We start from the raw sequence: 14,920 nt of genomic DNA, 5'->3' as shown, positions 1-14,920 counted from the left end.
CACCACCGGCGGAGATCAGCAAGGCACCCAACCGGCCCAGCCGGCATCCCCTAAGCCGGCTGGCGGCTAGCTACCGGCCTGGCCCACCAGACTGGGACCGCCATAGAGCAGTTCATCGTCTGCGGAAACGGCTAACCACTCTGTGTTGTTGTTTTTGCGCAATTCCTAAGGGAAAGCGCACCGCGCTTTTCCCCGGAAAGCCGTACACACTTTTCCTGGATTGCTTTAGTGGCGCGCCGAGCTTCTCGTTTTGGGTTCCCTGGCAACAATTCTGACGGGAACCGACTTTACGGCGGGGACGTGAGCCTTCTTGGCCCGGTGCCACAGAGGAACCAGGGGATTGAGTTCCGGATAATAACCGGCGCAGTTGCCTTCGGGCACGGAGTAGGGGGTGATGCGCAAACCTCGAACCCGCCGCTCCACGCCATCGTCGGCATGGGTTTCCAGATCGATTTCCTGCCCGGCGCTCAATCCGAACCGCTGAATGTCGGCCTCGTTCATCAACAGGACCATGCGTGTGCCGTGTATGCCGCGCAGTCTGTCATTGTACCCATAGACGGTGGTATTGAACTGGTCATTGGAGCGCACCGTTATGAGCGTCAGCACATTGTGACCCGAAACATCGATGTCCGGGTCTGTTTCAAGCGTCGTCGGCAGCTTGAAATTGGCTTTCTTGTTCGGCGTCTCCCAGACCCGTTTCGAGGCCTTGATATCGCGGTGAAAGCCTCCCGGCGTCAGGAACCGCTTGTTGAACTCACGAAAATGCTGCGGGTAACAACGCTCGATCTCATCGCGGATAAGGGAATAATCGGCGACCCATTTATCCCACGGGATCGAACTCACCCCCGATACGGTGGCCTTGGCCAGTTCCGCCACGATCTTCGGTTCGGAAAGCAGATGCGGTGAAGCCGGCGGACGCGAACCGAAGGAGCCGTGGATACAGGCGGTGGAGTCCTCCATCGAAACGGTCTGGTCGCCGCTCGCCTGATGGTCCCTTTCCAGCCGCGACAGGCAGGGCAGCAGATAGGTCACCGCCCCCGGCAGGAGATGACTGCGGTTGAGCTTGGTGGCGACTTCGACATGCAGCCCAAGCCGACGCCATGCTTTCTCGATCAGGCCGGTTTCGGGCACGGCGCGAACGAAATTGCCGCCGAGTCCGATGAAGCCTTTCACCGAGCCGGCGATGACGCCCTCGCAGGCCTCGACCGTGTCGAGACCCTTCTCGCGTGGCGGCTCGAAATCATAGAACCGGGCGAACTTGTCGAGCGGAACGAGCTCGGGTTTTTCGGATATGCCGACAGTGCGCTGGCCCTGTACATTGGAATGGCCGCGCAGCGGTGAAATGCCGGCGCCGGGCTTTCCCATGTTGCCGCGCATGAGCAGCAGATTGCATAGCATCTGGACGTTCTCGGTACCGTGCCGGTGCTGTGTCAAACCCATGCCGTAATTGCCGATCACCGCGTTGGAGCGGCTGTAGACCTCGGCAACATGTTCGAGATCCGCCTGCGCAATTCCCGAGCGCCTGACGATGTCCTCCCACCTGGCGGCCCGCAGGTAAGCCTCGAATTCGGCAAAACCATCCGTGTGCTCGGCAATGAAATCGCCGTCGAGGACACGCGGATCCCCGTGTTCCCGTGCCGCGTCGTCGAGCGCCAGCACCGCCTTGGCGATGCCGGTCATGGCGGCGATATCGCCGCCGCTGCGGACCTGGAAGAAGTCGCTGGACATCTTCGTGCCGGGGCCCGGCGACAGCATCTCAAGCGGATCTTGCGGATTCTTGAAGCGCTTCAGCCCCCTTTCCGGCAAGGGATTGAAGGTGAACACCGGCACCCCGCGTTGACGAGCCTCTTGCAGCGGATGCAGCAGCCGCGGCGCCGTCACCCCGGTGTTGTGGCCAAAAAAGAACATCATGTCGCACTGGGAGAAGTCCTCGAGCTGCACGGTTCCAACCGGCGAGCCGATCGATTCGGGCAGCCCGACCGATGTCGATTCGTGGCACATGTTGGAAGAATCGGGCAGGTTCGATGAGCCATAGATACGCGCAAAGAGCTGATACATGAACGAAGCCTCCAGCGAGGCCCGGCCGGATGTGTAGAAGACGACCGATTTCGGATCGAGCCGCCGGAGCTCCATGCCGATCTCGAGGAATGCGTCATCCCAGGAAACCGGTTCATAGCGGTCAGTGACGGCATTGTAGCGCAGGGGATCCGTAAGCCTGCCTTGTTTTTCGAGGTCACGATCCGGCCAGTCGAGCAGTTCGGTGACCGTATGTCGCGCGAAGAAATCGGGGCCGCAACGCAGCTTCGTCTGATCCCACATGGTCGCCTTCGCGCCATTTTCGCAGAACTCGAAGGGCCGCGGATCGGCCGGCTTGGCCCATGAACAGGAAACGCACATGTAGCCATCGGCTTTGTTCTGCTTGAGCAGCGTGCTCCATATGCCCGACATCAGCAGGCCTTCGCCGTATGCCTTGCGGACCAATGACCTCAGGGATCCCCATCCGCCTGTGGGATGGTTGTATTTTTTTGTTTCAATACGGTCGGTTACGGCAGGTTTCATCGAGATCGTCCTTGAAGAACCGATACCGAACCTCGCCCGTCACCGATTGTTCCCGCGGCTCCGTGCAGTATTGGCGTCGAATCTTGCGTGTCGAAGCCGACGCGGCCGAGGAGCGATCGCGGCCGGTCGTGGAACTATTTTCGTGATCGGCTGTTCGGCTTGGGAAGGGAGCCTGGCAATGGTGCGACGCAATGCAGTGCTTTCGCTCGTGATAGCCGCCATCATCATCATCGGCTTCCTCATAGGCTTTCTCTATGCCGACATGGGCTGGCATACCTCGCCACTGAAGCGGGCGCCTGAACAGAACCGGGGCGGTAACGCGCCGACGGATACTTCGCCAGCCGCGGGCGTCCGGAAAAGTCCCCAGGAAAACACCGAAATGCCGGGGCAGCAGTAGCGACCTCGAACGGGATTCCGCGCGAAAGGATGTCATGCTGTCAGATCCTACCGTGCTGATCTTGATGTATTTCCTGCTGCCGGTCTGGTTGGCCGCCGGATTTGCCGACTGGCTCTGCCATCGCGCGTCTCACATCGAATCGACGACAGGCGCCAAGGAGTCGTTGATCCACCTTCTGATGTTCGCCGAGGTCGGAATACCTTTGCTGGCCGCCATGTTTCTTGACGTGAATGCTCTCATCATTCTCATCATGATCGTCACCTTCTTCGTCCACGAGGCGACAGCGATGTGGGACGTCAGCTACGCCACCACCGCCCGCACCGTCACGCCGATCGAGCAGCACGTTCACAGCTTCCTGGAGATGATCCCGCTGATGGGGCTGGTCAGCGTCATTTCCCTCCACTGGGGACAGTTCCTCGCCTTTCCCTCCACTGGGGACAGTTCCTCGCCTTGTTCGGGGCGGGGACGGAAACCGCGCGCTTCGAACTTGTCTGGAAATCGCAGCAGCTGCCGGTGACCTACATTGCCTGCGTGATGGCCGTGATCCTGATTTTCGAACTGCTTCCCTATCTGGAAGAGCTCGTCAGGGGATTGCGGGCCAATGCCGGGAAACTGATCCCGTCGAAGGCCAGGCGAGGGGATCCGGGCCAGACGACATTGCGTTGACGTGATCGCGCAGCGACACTCCTCCGGCCACTGGCATCGGATATCCAGCCGGTCTGCAATGCCTAGGATCGTTATGCGGAACATTTCTGTCGGGCGAGCCATTGAGACAGCGGGCACGGCAGCGATGGGGAGTGCGACGATGGGATTTCTATCCGACCTCGACAAGAAATTGACGGACAATGTCTACGAACATGGCAGCCAGCTCACCGATTCCGCCGCGGATCTCCCGCAGACGGTCGGCGAAATTGTCGAACGGCTGATGCCTTTCGTCCAACCTGAGGCGCGCGAGACGGTCAAGGCTCAGATTCTGGGCCTGATCCACGAGTACAAAGCCGAGCGCACCCGGAGCGCCGCCGAGCAGGATCATCCAGGCTGAACTACCCGTTCTGGTCTATCGCGTGAGGCGCCGGCTGGCTGCCGCCCCCGCTGCCCGATGTATCGCGCCCGAACCATATCCAAGCCGCGACAAGCACAATCACCACGATGGCTATCCAGGCAATCAGACGGGGCATCGAGGGGTCCTTCCCTGCCAGTCGATCGTTCGGGCGGCGCGGCGATCAGGATGGAAGTCGAACCGCCCGCCTCCTCGTTAATCCGATTGCCGATCCTTTGTTCCGCTCGAGCTGGTCCCCGTCGCTGCCGCTTGGCACCTGCCGCGGCCGACAGGCTTGCACTCCGTGCTGGGCTCGATCGTGGCCGTCGGTTGACGGGGAGGGCGGGCGCGCTAGATCAAAACTTACGCCGAACATGGTTTTCGTTGGTGGGGGAGGTCATTCGTGTGGCGGGTCCAACGCCGGATCTAATTCTTAGCGGTCGTCGCCTTGGCCGCAACAGCGCATGCCTGCTGTTGCTCATGGCCATGTCGACCGCGTGCTCGTCCTCGGACCAGATCGAACAGCAATCCCGAACTGCCGCCTCGACGGCGCAGACCGTATCAATGACGCTTGATGCCTGGGCGGCGGGAGCTGCCCCTTCCAAATATGCTTCGGGCACGCTGCACTCGGCCGGCACGACGCTGGCCGACATCGACGCGAAGATCCGATCGGCCACTACGGCTGAACCTGCCGAGCAGGCTGCTTTGGCGGCGGCGGTCAAGGACCTGTCGATCGCGGTGGACCGCGCCCGTGCGGGACTGCAAGCGGACCGCCGCCCGCAAGTGCAGGAGGCTCAAGAAGATATTCGGACGGCCACGCGCTCCCTGGCCGCCGCTCACTTCAGATATTTCGCGCCGAAGCCATGAAGAAGCTCCTGGAAATATCGCTGGGCATCGTCACCAGTGTTGGCGGTTTCCTGGAAGTCGGATCGATGGCGACGGCAGCCCAGGCAGGTGCGACCTTCGGGTTCCAGCTGATCTGGGCGGTGGTTCTCGGCACCATCTGCATCATTTTTCTGGTCGAGATGGCCGGCCGGTTTGCCGCCGTGAGCCATCACACCATCTCCGACGGGATCCGGGAACGATTTGGCTTCAACGTTTCGCTATGGCCATTGCTTGCCGCCCTGCTGGTCAATTTCATGGTGCTGTCCGCCGAGATCGGTGGTGTTGCCATCGCGCTCGAACTTGCCACCGGCATTGGCTTTCAATGGTGGGCTTTACCCGTGGCTTTGATGGCATGGCTGTTGCTGTGGAAAGGCACGTTCGGGCTGATCGAGAAAGGCGTGTCGATACTCGGCCTCGTGACGCTGTGCTTCGTGGTCGCAGCGATGATGCTGAAGCCCGATTGGACAGCTGTCGCGTCCGGCGCGGTGCCTACACTGCCGACCCATGATGCGGCGAGTTACTGGTTCATGGCGGTCAGCATCCTTGGCGCTTCGATATCGCCTTACCTGTTCATGTTCTATTCCTCGGGGGCGATCGAGGACCAGTGGGACAGAAGCTATCTCGGAACCAATCGGGCCATCGCCGGACTGGGCATGGCCTTTGGCGGCACCATTTCGATCGGCGTCTTGATGGTGGCCGCGCTCGTGCTTGCAACGCACGGCATCGATCAGGTCGACGACTATCATCAATTACCGTTGATGCTGATCCCGATATTCGGCTTCTGGGGGTTCGTCCTGTTCGTTGCCTCGCTCGCCATCGCTTGCTTCGGCGCCGCACTCGAGGTTGGGCTGCAACAGGCTTATCTGGTGGCGCAAGGGTTTGGATGGAACTGGGGCGAAAACCTCAAGCCACGCGACGATCCTGGCTTCAGTGCCGTCTACACGGTATCATTGTTTCTGGCCGCCATCCCCATCATGCTTGGGCTCGATCCGCTGAAGCTCACCATTTTTTCCATGGCGCTGACCGCCGCCAGCCTGCCGCTGACGGTAATTCCTTTCCTTTTCCTGCTGAACGACAAGCGCTATGTCGGCGAGCACCGCAACGGCATTGTCTCGAATGCCGCGGTGATCTTCATCATCGGGCTTGGTTTCGTGCTCGCCGTGGTGACCATTCCCCTGCAGATATTCGGAGGCACTTGATGGATTTGCTGCGCGACATCCTCGACAAGCAGATCGTCGACCGCGAACAGGTCAAGATCGGCAAGATCGACGGGCTGGTGGCGGAGTTGCGGCCGGGCAAGCCGCCGAGGATCATCGCGGTCGAGCTCGGCTCCGTCACCTTGGCGCGTCGCCTGGGCGTACGGCCAGGGCGTTGGATGACGCAACTCGCGGCAGCGTGGGGCGGCAAACGCCATCGCAAGCCGCACCGGATCGCCTGGAAGAAGGTCCAGGACATAGGCGTCGACATCCAGTTCGATATCGATGTGCGCGAAACCTCGATCTTCGCCTGGCAGGACTGGCTGCGCGACCATGTCATCGGACGCATTCCGGGAGCTTGATGATGTCCACCGTCAACCTCGAGCATCTGGCCGGACGACGCGTTCTCTCGCGGCAAGGCGAAAGCATCGGCTATATCGAGGAGATACGAGCCGAACCGGCCGGCGACGACTTCGTCGTTACCGAATTCCATGTCGGTATCTACGCCGCTTTCGAGCGTCTCTCGGCCTCGACCATCGGCACGGCGGTGCTGGATTTCTTCCGGCTGCGCCGTCGCGACGGCCTGTACCGTATTCCCTGGGACAAGCTCGACATCTCCGATCCTGCACGGCCGCGGCTGCTGTGTTCGACAACGGAACTTTCCGGCATGAAGGGCGCCCCCGAATTTCATCCACGAGGGAGGCAGGATCGATGACGACCCAGGCGGACGGCCGCGCGAAAGTGCTCGAACTCAGCCAAGGGTTGTCTGATGCTGTCTGCACTCAGGATGATGCGCCTTACCGCAGCAGGCTGGCTGCCAGGAACACCGCGGCCGCTATCAGCACGACGGCCGCAATCATCATTAGCGGCCAGTTGCTGCGGGGCTGCAGTTGGGGCTCGTTCTCCACCGGCCGCATCGCGTTGGCGAAGCTGGCATCGTTTTCGAATTTTGGCCGGAGAGAACGCTGCGGACCTGCTTCAGTGACCGGGTTCTGCGTGTCCGCCGCCTCGGCGTCGGTCTCGAACGGGGCAACTGCAGGATCGAATCCGGGCGTTTTGTCCCGTGTGGCTCCGGCCTGAACTTCTCCCCTGGCTGCGGCAGGTGTGGAATTTGAAATCTTGGCCATGAACTCTCCTCGGAACCCAATTCGGCAAGTTCGCTCGGTCGACAGATTGACGCTCATGGGTCGCATTTAAAATCAAATCTCGCAGCCGCCGATTTGTTCCGCGCCGCGGTCCCGATGTTGAAGGTCTCCTGGCCGGCTGTGGGGCCTGTCCGAAGGCGCTTGCAGCGCATCGCACGGCGCCGGAACAAAGCCCATCCTGGCTTGTTAGGGCGCATCGTAAGTTCGCGCATCGACAAGGACAAAGCCAATGAAAACGCGACACCTTCTTGCCTCGCTCGCCGCTGCTTCCATGCTTATCGCAATGCCTGCTTTGGCTGCTTCCGACAGCGCCCAGGATTTCGTCGACAAGGCCGCCGTCGGCGGCAAGTTCGAGGTCGATTCGAGCAAGATTGCCCAGGACAAGGCCCAGGATCAAAGCATCAAGAATTTCGCGCAGACGATGATCCGGGACCATGGCGCGGCCAACGCCAAGCTGGAAACAATTGCCGGCGAACAGAAGTTGAAGGTGCCGACGGCGCTCGATGCGCAGCATCAGGCCGATCTGGATAAGCTCCAGAACGCACAGCCGCCAATCGATCCGGCCTATGTGGACATGCAGCGCAAGGCGCACGCCGATGCCGTCAATCTGTTTGAAAGCTACGCCCGCGACGGCGACAACGCGGCCCTCAAGACGTTCGCCCAGCAAACGGTCGGCACCTTGAAGATGCATCGGCAGATGATCGAAAAGATCGCCTCCGCCCAGGACTCCATCACGGGAGCGACAACGCCCGCTGTGAAAACCACGAACACGCCCAATGCCGCGGCCCTGGTGCCCGGCGCAAACAGTTTCACCGAGACCCAGGCAAAGAGCCGCATCGAGGATGCCGGCTATTCCAATGTGTCGAAGCTTGCCAAGGACGATCAAGGCATCTGGCGCGGCCAGGCGACCAAGTCAGGCCAAAGTGTCGCCGTCGGGCTCGACTATCAGGGCAACGTCGTCGCCGACAGCAAGTGAGCACGATCAGGAGATATCAAAATGAAAACCGTAACTGCACTGTTCGACAACTATGACGACGCAGCCGACGCGGTCGGCGAACTGGAAGCGTCCGGAGTGCCACATTCCAATATCAGCATCATCGCCAACAACTCGGATGGCTGGTACGAGAGAGATCGTTCCGAAGCCGCTGAAGATGCCGCGAGCGGCGCAGGGATAGGGGCCGTGGTCGGTGGCGCCGGCGGTTTGCTGACAGGGTTGGGCGTCATGGCCGTTCCGGGCGTCGGACCTGTGGTTGCGGCCGGATGGCTTGCCGCTACCGCCACCGGGGCGGTTGCCGGCGCGGTGGCTGGTGGTGCGGCGGGCGGTATCATTGGCGCTCTGACGGATTCGAGCGTTTCCGAAAACGATGCAAATGTCTATGCGGAGGGCGTACGTCGTGGCGGTACGCTGGTGACGGCCAAGGTGGACGATGGGCTTGTTCCGGAAGCCGAGGACATTCTGGGTCAGTCCAGCTCGGTTGACGTGATGGAACGCCGCAGGGCTTACGAGGCGGATGGCTGGACCGGCTTTGACGTCAACGCGGGCGACTATGTCCCTGAGCGCGACGGCGGCAGGGCAATAAACCGGCCCTGAAGAACAAGCCTGCCAGGGCGGCGGGGCACTTTGCAGCCAGGCCGGCGTGGGTGCCTCGCCCGAAATTGATCTTCGGGACATGTGCGAGGGATGTTTGGACCGCTGATTAAGTTTGCTGTGGGCCACGGTAGCTACAATCAATCCTTGTCCTGATGATAGAGCCGATCGGTGGCTCGATCGCTTTCTCTGCGTTCTGCGGGACCGCGGCGACGTCGGGTGACAATGACGTAGGCCAGCAATACGAGCAGCAACAATGGCCCGCCGGCGACGACGATCAACCACATGACGCTTTCAAACATGGGACGTCTCCTTTCCCTCACAACCGGCAAGGAGAAGAACCGTTCCGCGCGTGGACGACGGCGCCCGGATCAATCTGCCTTCAATTACCGGCCACGTTCGTAGGTTCCGACGAGTTCTGCCTGCTCCAGCAAATGTTTTTGCGCCTCGTGCCAGATACGCTCCACGCCCGTGCTTGCGGGGATAGCAAGGTTCGGCGTGTCGAGCGCCGCCAGCCGGAAGTGGTAGTGATGGACACCGTGGCCCGCAGGCGGTTCAGGGCCGTCGTAATAGGCATTGCCGAAATCGTTCCGCGCTTGCCTGAGGGCCTGTGGACCCGGTCTGCCGCTTTCCGCTTCGGGCAACTCCTGCACCTCCGGCGAAATGTTGAACACCCCCCAATGGCCGAACATTCCGCTCGGCGCGTCGGGATCCTGGACGACAAGGACGAGGCTCTTTGTGCCGTCCGGTACCCCGGCCCACTTCAGAGGCGGAGATACGTTCTTGCCGTCACGAGTATAGGCTTCGGGGATCTCTCCGCCGTCGGCAAAGGCGGGGCTGCTGAGCGTCAGGGGCATGGTTCGCACTCCTTTGGGGGAACATTCGATCGCATCACCGCCGCCTCGCAAAGCGTGCCGGAATTGTTTGCGGCCATCGAATTGCTTGCGAGCACGTTCCGGCGCGGCTAAGCGCGCTGCGGCTCGAAAGGATTCTAAGATCCCGTCATAAGCGGCTTGAGGACGAATATGGCCAAGAGGCCAATAAAAAACACGGCGGCGATCACGACACCCCAGGTGATGAGCTTTCCGGTACCGCGTTGCTCTTCCTCGCGAGACAGGTCTTCCGGCATTGCGCGGATCCTCCTGTAAGGTTCGGTGATTTTAACAACCTGTTTTGTCGAGGTCCCGGCAGCCAAATCCAGAGCAGGACCCGCAGTTCAACTCGAACGCACCCCGCTCTGGACAGGAAGGCTGCCGGGCGCTTAGCGCCGGGCTGCCCCGCGGCTAAGCGGCTTTCTCAAGAGCCCGCTCATTGACCCCGCCTTCGCCTAAGCCTGTAAGCGCTTCATCGGTTGCCACTTCCTCTTTGAGCGTCTCGTTGAGGAGCTTGACCGCGTCGCTCTTGCCAAGCTGTTCAGCCCACGCGATCAACGTGCCGTAGCGTGCGATTTCATAGTGCTCGACCGCCTGTGCCGCTCCGACCAGTCCTGCATCCAATGCTGGGTCGCCCTTATAGTCGTCGAGAATCTCCGAACCCTCTTCGAGAATGCCGTCGATTGCCGGACAGGTCTTGCCGCGGGCTGGCTTGTCCATCAGGTCGAACACCTGTTCGAGGCGGTCGACCTGGCCTTCGGTTTCCACGCGATGTTTCTCGAACGCCGCCGCGACCTCCTCGGACTCGGCACCCTTGGCCATCTTGGGCAGCGCCTTTAGTATTTTCTTTTCGGCGTAATAAATATCCTTCAGCCCGTCGAGGAACAGGGCTTCCAGCCCTTTCGTCGCCGCCTTCTTCGCAGTCGCCATGTCTTCGTCTCCCTAAGGTTGTCATGAAAGCTCCACCACCGGTGTAGCTTTCCATAACCTTGAACACGGGCCGTTGTTCCCGCCGGATCGAGACAAAGACAAGGACGGCCGTATCTCACACGATCGCACTGTCCAGCCGACATAGTGCGCATCGCTTGACGCTGGCTGCGGTCCAGCTACCTCTCACCAGCCGGCTGGAGAGAGTGCGTAGCGGGTTTTCGACCTTCTAGGTTCGGCCCGCACGCGTGCTGGCGGCCTTCTGCGCTGCTTTCTTTCTTCCGGCAGCACCCTTGGTGCGGACCGCCTTGCGTGCGGCGGCGGACCGGCCTGCAGTGCCCTTCGTCTCCGAGGCTTTCTTGGCTGCGGCCGAGCGCTCCTCGGCCGTCCGGCGCGACGCCGCCTGCTTGGTCTGTCTTGAAAGCGCCTCATGGGATGCCGTGTTCTTCGGCTCGTGCTCGAGAACCTCGGAAACGGCCTTCGAGACCTTGGGGCTGCGTTTTGGCTTGCGTTCGCCCCGGCCAACTTCATAGGCGTATTCGGCGCTCTTGCGGGTGCTCTCCTTGACGCTTCGTTTCTTGGGCGGAGGCAGGTCGACGCCTGCGCGGCGCGCCTCCGAAAGACCGATGGCGATCGCCTGCTTGGTCGAGCGCGCGCCGTGCTTGCCGCGACGGACCTTCTCGATCTCGTCATGCACGAATTCGCCGGCCTGCGTGGTGGGCGATTTACCTTCGCGCTTGTCTTTTTTCGCTTTCTCGATGGTTTTCTTATCCGGCATCGCTTTCTCCTCGTTGGATACAGCGGGATGGCGGTGCGACGTCGCGACCTCCAGAAAACCTAACGCATCGATGGCGCGAATGATCCGGAGGAAAAGAGACTTTCTCCGGCGACAATCTACAGATCGGCCGGACGCCACGAGAGCGCCGACAGCGTCGCGAGACAGAGCGCGGCAAATACAATCGCGGTATTTACCGCATGGGAATATTCCCATTGCTGCCTGAGCGCTTCCCAGTTTGCGGGAATTGTCGTCCAGTTCTGCGTCGCCTGGTTGGCAGGGAGCGTCCAGACAACGAAGATCGCGAGCATGATCGCGAAACACAGCGCCGCAAGCAGGGCGAGCCAAAAGGGCCAAGCCTGTGAGCGCACGGAGATCGCCAACAATGCGTTCACGATCAGCGCGGCAGGCCAGAGCAATCCAAGGATCGCCCATCCGTAATAGATGCCTTGGACGGTGAAATATTCCGGCTGCGGCAGAGATATCTTGTTGGGGAGAGCTGCGAGATGGGCCCCTGCCGGGATGAGCGCGAGGGCCGAAATGACAATGGCGAGAAATTGCAGAACCCTGACTGTCATGGAAGCTTCTCCGCGGAATGATTTTTAACGCGCCGACGACCCAATCGATCTGGCTCTCTGATGAGGCGATGGCGTTGGCGCCGGCGTCACGCGGGCAGTTGGCGCAGGAACCATTGGATCGCGAGGTCCGCCACTTCTCCATCGCGCCGGGCTCCTCGAACAGGTGCGTCGCAGCCGGAACGATGGCCAGCTCCTTTTCACACCGCAGCGCCGCGAACGCCGAACGGTTGAGCGCAATCACCTGCGTGTCTGCGCCGCCGACCACGAGCAGCGTTGGTGCCCGGACGCGGGGCAGGGCAGGTGCCGCAAGATCCGGACGCCCGCCGCGCGAGACGACGGCGGCCGCTCGATCCGGGCGCTCTGCCGCAGCCATCAGCGCCGCGGCAGCCCCTGTGCTCGCGCCGAAATAACCGACGCGCAGCGCCGACGTTTCCTCGAACATGTGCAGCCAGTCGGTAACCTGAACCAGTCGATCGGCGAGCAAGCGGATGTCGAACCGCAACTCGGCGGTAATCTGGTCGATACGCTCCTCTTCGGTCGTCAACAGGTCGATGAGCAACGTGGCGAGTTCCGCCTCGTTCAACCGTCCGGCCACATAGCGGTTGCGCGGGCTGTGCCGGCTGCTGCCGCTGCCGTGAGCGAAGAGGACGAGCCCACGGGCTTCCTGCGGCAGCGACAGGTTGCCCGCGAGCAATGCGCCGCCGGCGGGAACCTGCACGGCCTTCTCGTTTGTCTTCAGGACTGAGACCATGGCGATCTCCATCTCAACTGGATCGGTCCCTAAACCCCGAACGGATAGGTCTCCGCGGGCTCGCCGGCGTCCCATTGCGAGCTGCGCTCCAGCGGCTCAACCGCCCGCGTCTCGTCGAAATGCAGCAGCATGTCGAATTGCGCGGCAAGGTCGGCATGGAAGTAGTGGCTGGCCCGTTCGGTCTCAGGGCGGTAGATGACGCCGATCGCGCGCTCCAGGAGCCGTCGCGGCAGGGCTTCGCCGTCGCCGCGCAGATCCAGCTGGAAGCGATCAGCCGGGACTGCATGCAGCAGCGCCTCATAGCTGCGCGCTAGGGCAGGCCGGACAACCTTGCGCTCCGCGGGGCCGTCCCAGTTCGATGCCGCCGTCACCGTTCCTTGATACGTCGTGAAGCCGACGAGGAAGGCGTCGCGCTGATGCTTTTCGCGGATAAGCTGTCCGAGGTTGATCTCGCCATGCAGGCTCCTGTCTGTCGCCCTGGCGTCGCCGAGATGGGAGTTATGCGCCCAAACCACGATCTTCGGCGATCGCCGGAGCCGGCCGAGATGAGCGGTGAGAGCGTCGAACGTCTCGGCCATGTGCCGATCACGCAGGTTCCAGGTCGATTCGGGCGCCAGGAACATGGCGCGATAATAGGCCTCCGCATTCTTCACCAGGCGGGCGTTTTGCTGCGCCGCGAAGAGTTCGTCCGCGATGGCGCCTTCGCGTGGCTCGGCCTTCGCCGGGCGCCGCTTCAGCATCTCGACCAGCTGTGCGACCACAGCCTCCTGGCAAGATTTGTCGACCTCATTGCCGGCTATGAAGCCATAAGCCTGCGGGTCAGGGCCGAAATGATCGAAACAGGCATAGCGGCGACGCGCGATCTCCGCCGCGGCCGGGTCGGCCTTTTCGAGATAGCGCAGCACCGCCTTCATCGCGCCGTGCAGGGCATAGAGGTCGAGCCCATAGAACCCGACTCCCGGATTGCCCTTGCCGGGCGCTTCATTGTGCCGGCGCAGCCATTCGACAAAATCGACGACGACCCTGTTCCGCCACATCCAGGTCGGGAAGCGTCGGAAATCGGCGAGCGCCTCTTCGGCGTCGATATCCCCGCCTGTTCCCTGAACATAGCGGTTGACCCGGTATGTGTCGGGCCAGTCGGCTTCGACAGCGACGGCGGCAAAACCCTGCTCCTCGATCAGCCGCCGCGTGATCCGCGCGCGCTCCTCATAGAATTCGTGTGTGCCGTGCGAAGCTTCACCGAGCAACACAAAGCGCGCCTCGCCGATCGCCGCCAAGAGTTCGTCGTAGTCTCGCGCGTCTCCGGAGAGCCGAACGACGTGCTTGTGCAATCGGTTTGCCGTATTCTGCGGCGCATCGCGGCCGGACGGTGCGGTTGGTCGCCCCGCCTTGGCGAGAAGGGCGCGGACCTCGTCGTCGCTGGTTTGGGAGAAGTCTTCATACCAGCGCCCGACGCCGATGAGCGGCTGCGGCGTCGTCGCACAGACGACCTCGTCTGCCTCGCTCTCCATCGCCTCGCAGGTGTCGGGACTGCCGACCGGAACGGCCGCAACTATACGGGCAGGCCGCTTTTCGCGCAGCGCCCTGACCGCCGCGCGCATGGTCGACCCAGTGGCGAGCCCATCGTCCACGAGAATGACGATTCGATCCTCCACAAGGAGCGGTACCCGCTCGCCGCGATAGAGGTGCTCGCGGCGTAAAAGCTCCCTCTCCTCGCTGGCAGTGACCGCATCGATGACGTGGGCCGGCACAGCGAGGCCTTCCACGATCTCGTCGTTCAGGACGCGTACGCCGGAGGTCGCGATTGCGCCCATGGCCAACTCTTCGTAACCGGGAACGCCGAGCTTGCGTACGACGAAAACGTCGAGCGGTGCCTTCAATGCCTGTGCGACTTCGTAGGCGACAGGCACGCCGCCGCGCGGCAGCGCCAGCACGGTGACATCATCGCGCGCTGCGAAGTGGCCGAGCTTATCAGCGAGAACGCGTCCTGCCTCGCGACGATCCGAAAAGACAATAGTCATGATCTCAAGCCCAATATTTGCGTCGCGCCCACCCTTTGGAGTCCCGCTGCAAGGCTTTGATTGGCCGAGGCCACACGGGGCGGCAAGGCGTGGCGCAGGCACATCATTGGCGTGTTCGTCGCCAAGAGTTCGAGCGGCGGGCATTCCCAAGCCATCCCCCACTGCGCCGATGCTCGGAAACGGCCTA

The 14,920-nt window shown here is 61.9% G+C and carries 18 protein-coding genes; 10 read left to right on the top strand and 8 right to left on the bottom strand.

The window, feature by feature from the left end:
- Window positions 1-225 precede the first annotated feature (225 nt).
- Window positions 226-2,559, bottom strand: coding sequence for an FdhF/YdeP family oxidoreductase (locus FJ973_RS10380; protein ID WP_140555673.1), 2,334 nt, complete (start codon window positions 2,557-2,559; stop codon window positions 226-228).
- Window positions 2,560-2,737: 178 nt separating this feature from the next.
- Between FJ973_RS10380 and FJ973_RS10375 the strand changes: the two genes are divergently transcribed.
- The 8 genes from FJ973_RS10375 (at window position 2,738) to FJ973_RS10345 (ending at window position 6,791) form a co-directional block, all read left to right on the top strand.
- Entirely contained in the window at window positions 2,738-2,956 is a 219-nt protein-coding gene (locus tag FJ973_RS10375; RefSeq protein WP_140555671.1) for a hypothetical protein, read from the top strand.
- Window positions 2,957-3,008: 52 nt separating this feature from the next.
- Window positions 3,009-3,473, top strand: a complete 465-nt coding sequence (locus tag FJ973_RS10370) for a hypothetical protein (protein ID WP_318012593.1) — start codon at window positions 3,009-3,011, stop codon at window positions 3,471-3,473.
- Window positions 3,470-3,622 carry a hypothetical protein gene (locus FJ973_RS31740; protein ID WP_318012592.1) on the top strand — a complete coding sequence of 51 codons (153 nt, stop codon included), beginning with the start codon at window positions 3,470-3,472 and terminating at the stop codon, window positions 3,620-3,622. The genes FJ973_RS10370 and FJ973_RS31740 overlap by 4 nt, the downstream gene beginning before the upstream one ends.
- Window positions 3,623-3,761: 139 nt before the next feature.
- Window positions 3,762-3,998 (top strand): hypothetical protein, encoded by a 237-nt coding sequence (locus tag FJ973_RS10365; protein ID WP_140555670.1) that lies wholly within the window; start codon window positions 3,762-3,764, stop codon window positions 3,996-3,998.
- A 477-nt stretch (window positions 3,999-4,475) separates the two neighbouring features.
- The gene (locus tag FJ973_RS10360) at window positions 4,476-4,862 is read left to right on the top strand and encodes a hypothetical protein (protein WP_246673050.1); all 387 of its coding nucleotides are present in this window, start codon (window positions 4,476-4,478) and stop codon (window positions 4,860-4,862) included.
- Window positions 4,859-6,079: an Nramp family divalent metal transporter gene (locus FJ973_RS10355; RefSeq protein ID WP_140525122.1), complete on the top strand. Its 1,221-nt coding sequence runs from the start codon at window positions 4,859-4,861 to the stop codon at window positions 6,077-6,079. The genes FJ973_RS10360 and FJ973_RS10355 overlap by 4 nt, the downstream gene beginning before the upstream one ends.
- Window positions 6,079-6,438, top strand: coding sequence for a hypothetical protein (locus FJ973_RS10350; RefSeq protein WP_140515218.1), 360 nt, complete (start codon window positions 6,079-6,081; stop codon window positions 6,436-6,438). Before FJ973_RS10355 ends, FJ973_RS10350 begins: the two co-directional genes overlap by 1 nt.
- A 2-nt stretch (window positions 6,439-6,440) precedes the next feature.
- Window positions 6,441-6,791 carry a hypothetical protein gene (locus tag FJ973_RS10345; protein WP_140497446.1) on the top strand — a complete coding sequence of 117 codons (351 nt, stop codon included), beginning with the start codon at window positions 6,441-6,443 and terminating at the stop codon, window positions 6,789-6,791.
- A gap of 82 nt (window positions 6,792-6,873) precedes the next feature.
- Here the strand turns inward: FJ973_RS10345 and FJ973_RS10340 are convergent, their stop codons facing one another.
- Window positions 6,874-7,203: a hypothetical protein gene (locus tag FJ973_RS10340; RefSeq protein ID WP_140555667.1), complete on the bottom strand. Its 330-nt coding sequence runs from the start codon at window positions 7,201-7,203 to the stop codon at window positions 6,874-6,876.
- A gap of 247 nt (window positions 7,204-7,450) precedes the next feature.
- Between FJ973_RS10340 and FJ973_RS10335 the strand changes: the two genes are divergently transcribed.
- Both FJ973_RS10335 and FJ973_RS10330 read left to right on the top strand, forming a co-directional pair.
- Window positions 7,451-8,197, top strand: coding sequence for a DUF4142 domain-containing protein (locus FJ973_RS10335; protein ID WP_140555665.1), 747 nt, complete (start codon window positions 7,451-7,453; stop codon window positions 8,195-8,197).
- Between the two features lie 21 nt (window positions 8,198-8,218).
- Window positions 8,219-8,812, top strand: a complete 594-nt coding sequence (locus FJ973_RS10330; RefSeq protein ID WP_140555664.1) for a general stress protein — start codon at window positions 8,219-8,221, stop codon at window positions 8,810-8,812.
- A gap of 137 nt (window positions 8,813-8,949) precedes the next feature.
- Here the strand turns inward: FJ973_RS10330 and FJ973_RS10325 are convergent, their stop codons facing one another.
- From FJ973_RS10325 to FJ973_RS10295, 6 genes are all read right to left on the bottom strand, one after another.
- A complete protein-coding gene (locus tag FJ973_RS10325; protein WP_140497454.1) occupies window positions 8,950-9,111 on the bottom strand; it encodes a hypothetical protein in 162 nt (53 codons plus the stop codon).
- Window positions 9,112-9,195: 84 nt separating this feature from the next.
- The gene (locus FJ973_RS10320) at window positions 9,196-9,666 is read right to left on the bottom strand and encodes a YbhB/YbcL family Raf kinase inhibitor-like protein (RefSeq protein WP_140555662.1); all 471 of its coding nucleotides are present in this window, start codon (window positions 9,664-9,666) and stop codon (window positions 9,196-9,198) included.
- Window positions 9,667-9,800: 134 nt separating this feature from the next.
- Window positions 9,801-9,938, bottom strand: a complete 138-nt coding sequence (locus FJ973_RS30855; protein ID WP_181167175.1) for a hypothetical protein — start codon at window positions 9,936-9,938, stop codon at window positions 9,801-9,803.
- A gap of 154 nt (window positions 9,939-10,092) precedes the next feature.
- Window positions 10,093-10,611 carry a ferritin-like domain-containing protein gene (locus tag FJ973_RS10315; protein WP_140497458.1) on the bottom strand — a complete coding sequence of 173 codons (519 nt, stop codon included), beginning with the start codon at window positions 10,609-10,611 and terminating at the stop codon, window positions 10,093-10,095.
- 226 nt (window positions 10,612-10,837) lie between these two features.
- Entirely contained in the window at window positions 10,838-12,712 is a 1,875-nt protein-coding gene (locus FJ973_RS31335) for a DUF6496 domain-containing protein (RefSeq protein WP_246675858.1), read from the bottom strand.
- 29 nt (window positions 12,713-12,741) lie between these two features.
- Complete coding sequence (locus FJ973_RS10295; protein ID WP_246675856.1) at window positions 12,742-14,733, bottom strand: erythromycin esterase family protein; 1,992 nt, start codon at window positions 14,731-14,733, stop codon at window positions 12,742-12,744.
- Between the last annotated feature and the right edge of the window lie 187 nt (window positions 14,734-14,920).

The organism is Mesorhizobium sp. B2-1-3, from assembly GCF_006442495.1.
In the GTDB taxonomy this organism is placed as follows: Bacteria; Pseudomonadota; Alphaproteobacteria; order Rhizobiales; family Rhizobiaceae; genus Mesorhizobium.
Note: the sequence above shows the minus strand (reverse complement) of the source record. Positions and strands in the feature narration are given on the sequence as shown.

Coding starts and splice junctions, on each gene's coding strand:
- FJ973_RS10380 (WP_140555673.1), bottom strand. CDS start 2,559: ATGAAACCTGCCGTAACCGACCGTATTGAAACAAAAAAATACAACCAT.
- FJ973_RS10375 (WP_140555671.1), top strand. CDS start 2,738: ATGGTGCGACGCAATGCAGTGCTTTCGCTCGTGATAGCCGCCATCATC.
- FJ973_RS10365 (WP_140555670.1), top strand. CDS start 3,762: ATGGGATTTCTATCCGACCTCGACAAGAAATTGACGGACAATGTCTAC.
- FJ973_RS10360 (WP_246673050.1), top strand. CDS start 4,476: ATGGCCATGTCGACCGCGTGCTCGTCCTCGGACCAGATCGAACAGCAA.
- FJ973_RS10355 (WP_140525122.1), top strand. CDS start 4,859: ATGAAGAAGCTCCTGGAAATATCGCTGGGCATCGTCACCAGTGTTGGC.
- FJ973_RS10350 (WP_140515218.1), top strand. CDS start 6,079: ATGGATTTGCTGCGCGACATCCTCGACAAGCAGATCGTCGACCGCGAA.
- FJ973_RS10345 (WP_140497446.1), top strand. CDS start 6,441: ATGTCCACCGTCAACCTCGAGCATCTGGCCGGACGACGCGTTCTCTCG.
- FJ973_RS10340 (WP_140555667.1), bottom strand. CDS start 7,203: ATGGCCAAGATTTCAAATTCCACACCTGCCGCAGCCAGGGGAGAAGTT.
- FJ973_RS10335 (WP_140555665.1), top strand. CDS start 7,451: ATGAAAACGCGACACCTTCTTGCCTCGCTCGCCGCTGCTTCCATGCTT.
- FJ973_RS10330 (WP_140555664.1), top strand. CDS start 8,219: ATGAAAACCGTAACTGCACTGTTCGACAACTATGACGACGCAGCCGAC.
- FJ973_RS10325 (WP_140497454.1), bottom strand. CDS start 9,111: ATGTTTGAAAGCGTCATGTGGTTGATCGTCGTCGCCGGCGGGCCATTG.
- FJ973_RS10320 (WP_140555662.1), bottom strand. CDS start 9,666: ATGCCCCTGACGCTCAGCAGCCCCGCCTTTGCCGACGGCGGAGAGATC.
- FJ973_RS30855 (WP_181167175.1), bottom strand. CDS start 9,938: ATGCCGGAAGACCTGTCTCGCGAGGAAGAGCAACGCGGTACCGGAAAG.
- FJ973_RS10315 (WP_140497458.1), bottom strand. CDS start 10,611: ATGGCGACTGCGAAGAAGGCGGCGACGAAAGGGCTGGAAGCCCTGTTC.
- FJ973_RS31335 (WP_246675858.1), bottom strand. CDS start 12,712: ATGGTCTCAGTCCTGAAGACAAACGAGAAGGCCGTGCAGGTTCCCGCC.
- FJ973_RS10295 (WP_246675856.1), bottom strand. CDS start 14,733: ATGACTATTGTCTTTTCGGATCGTCGCGAGGCAGGACGCGTTCTCGCT.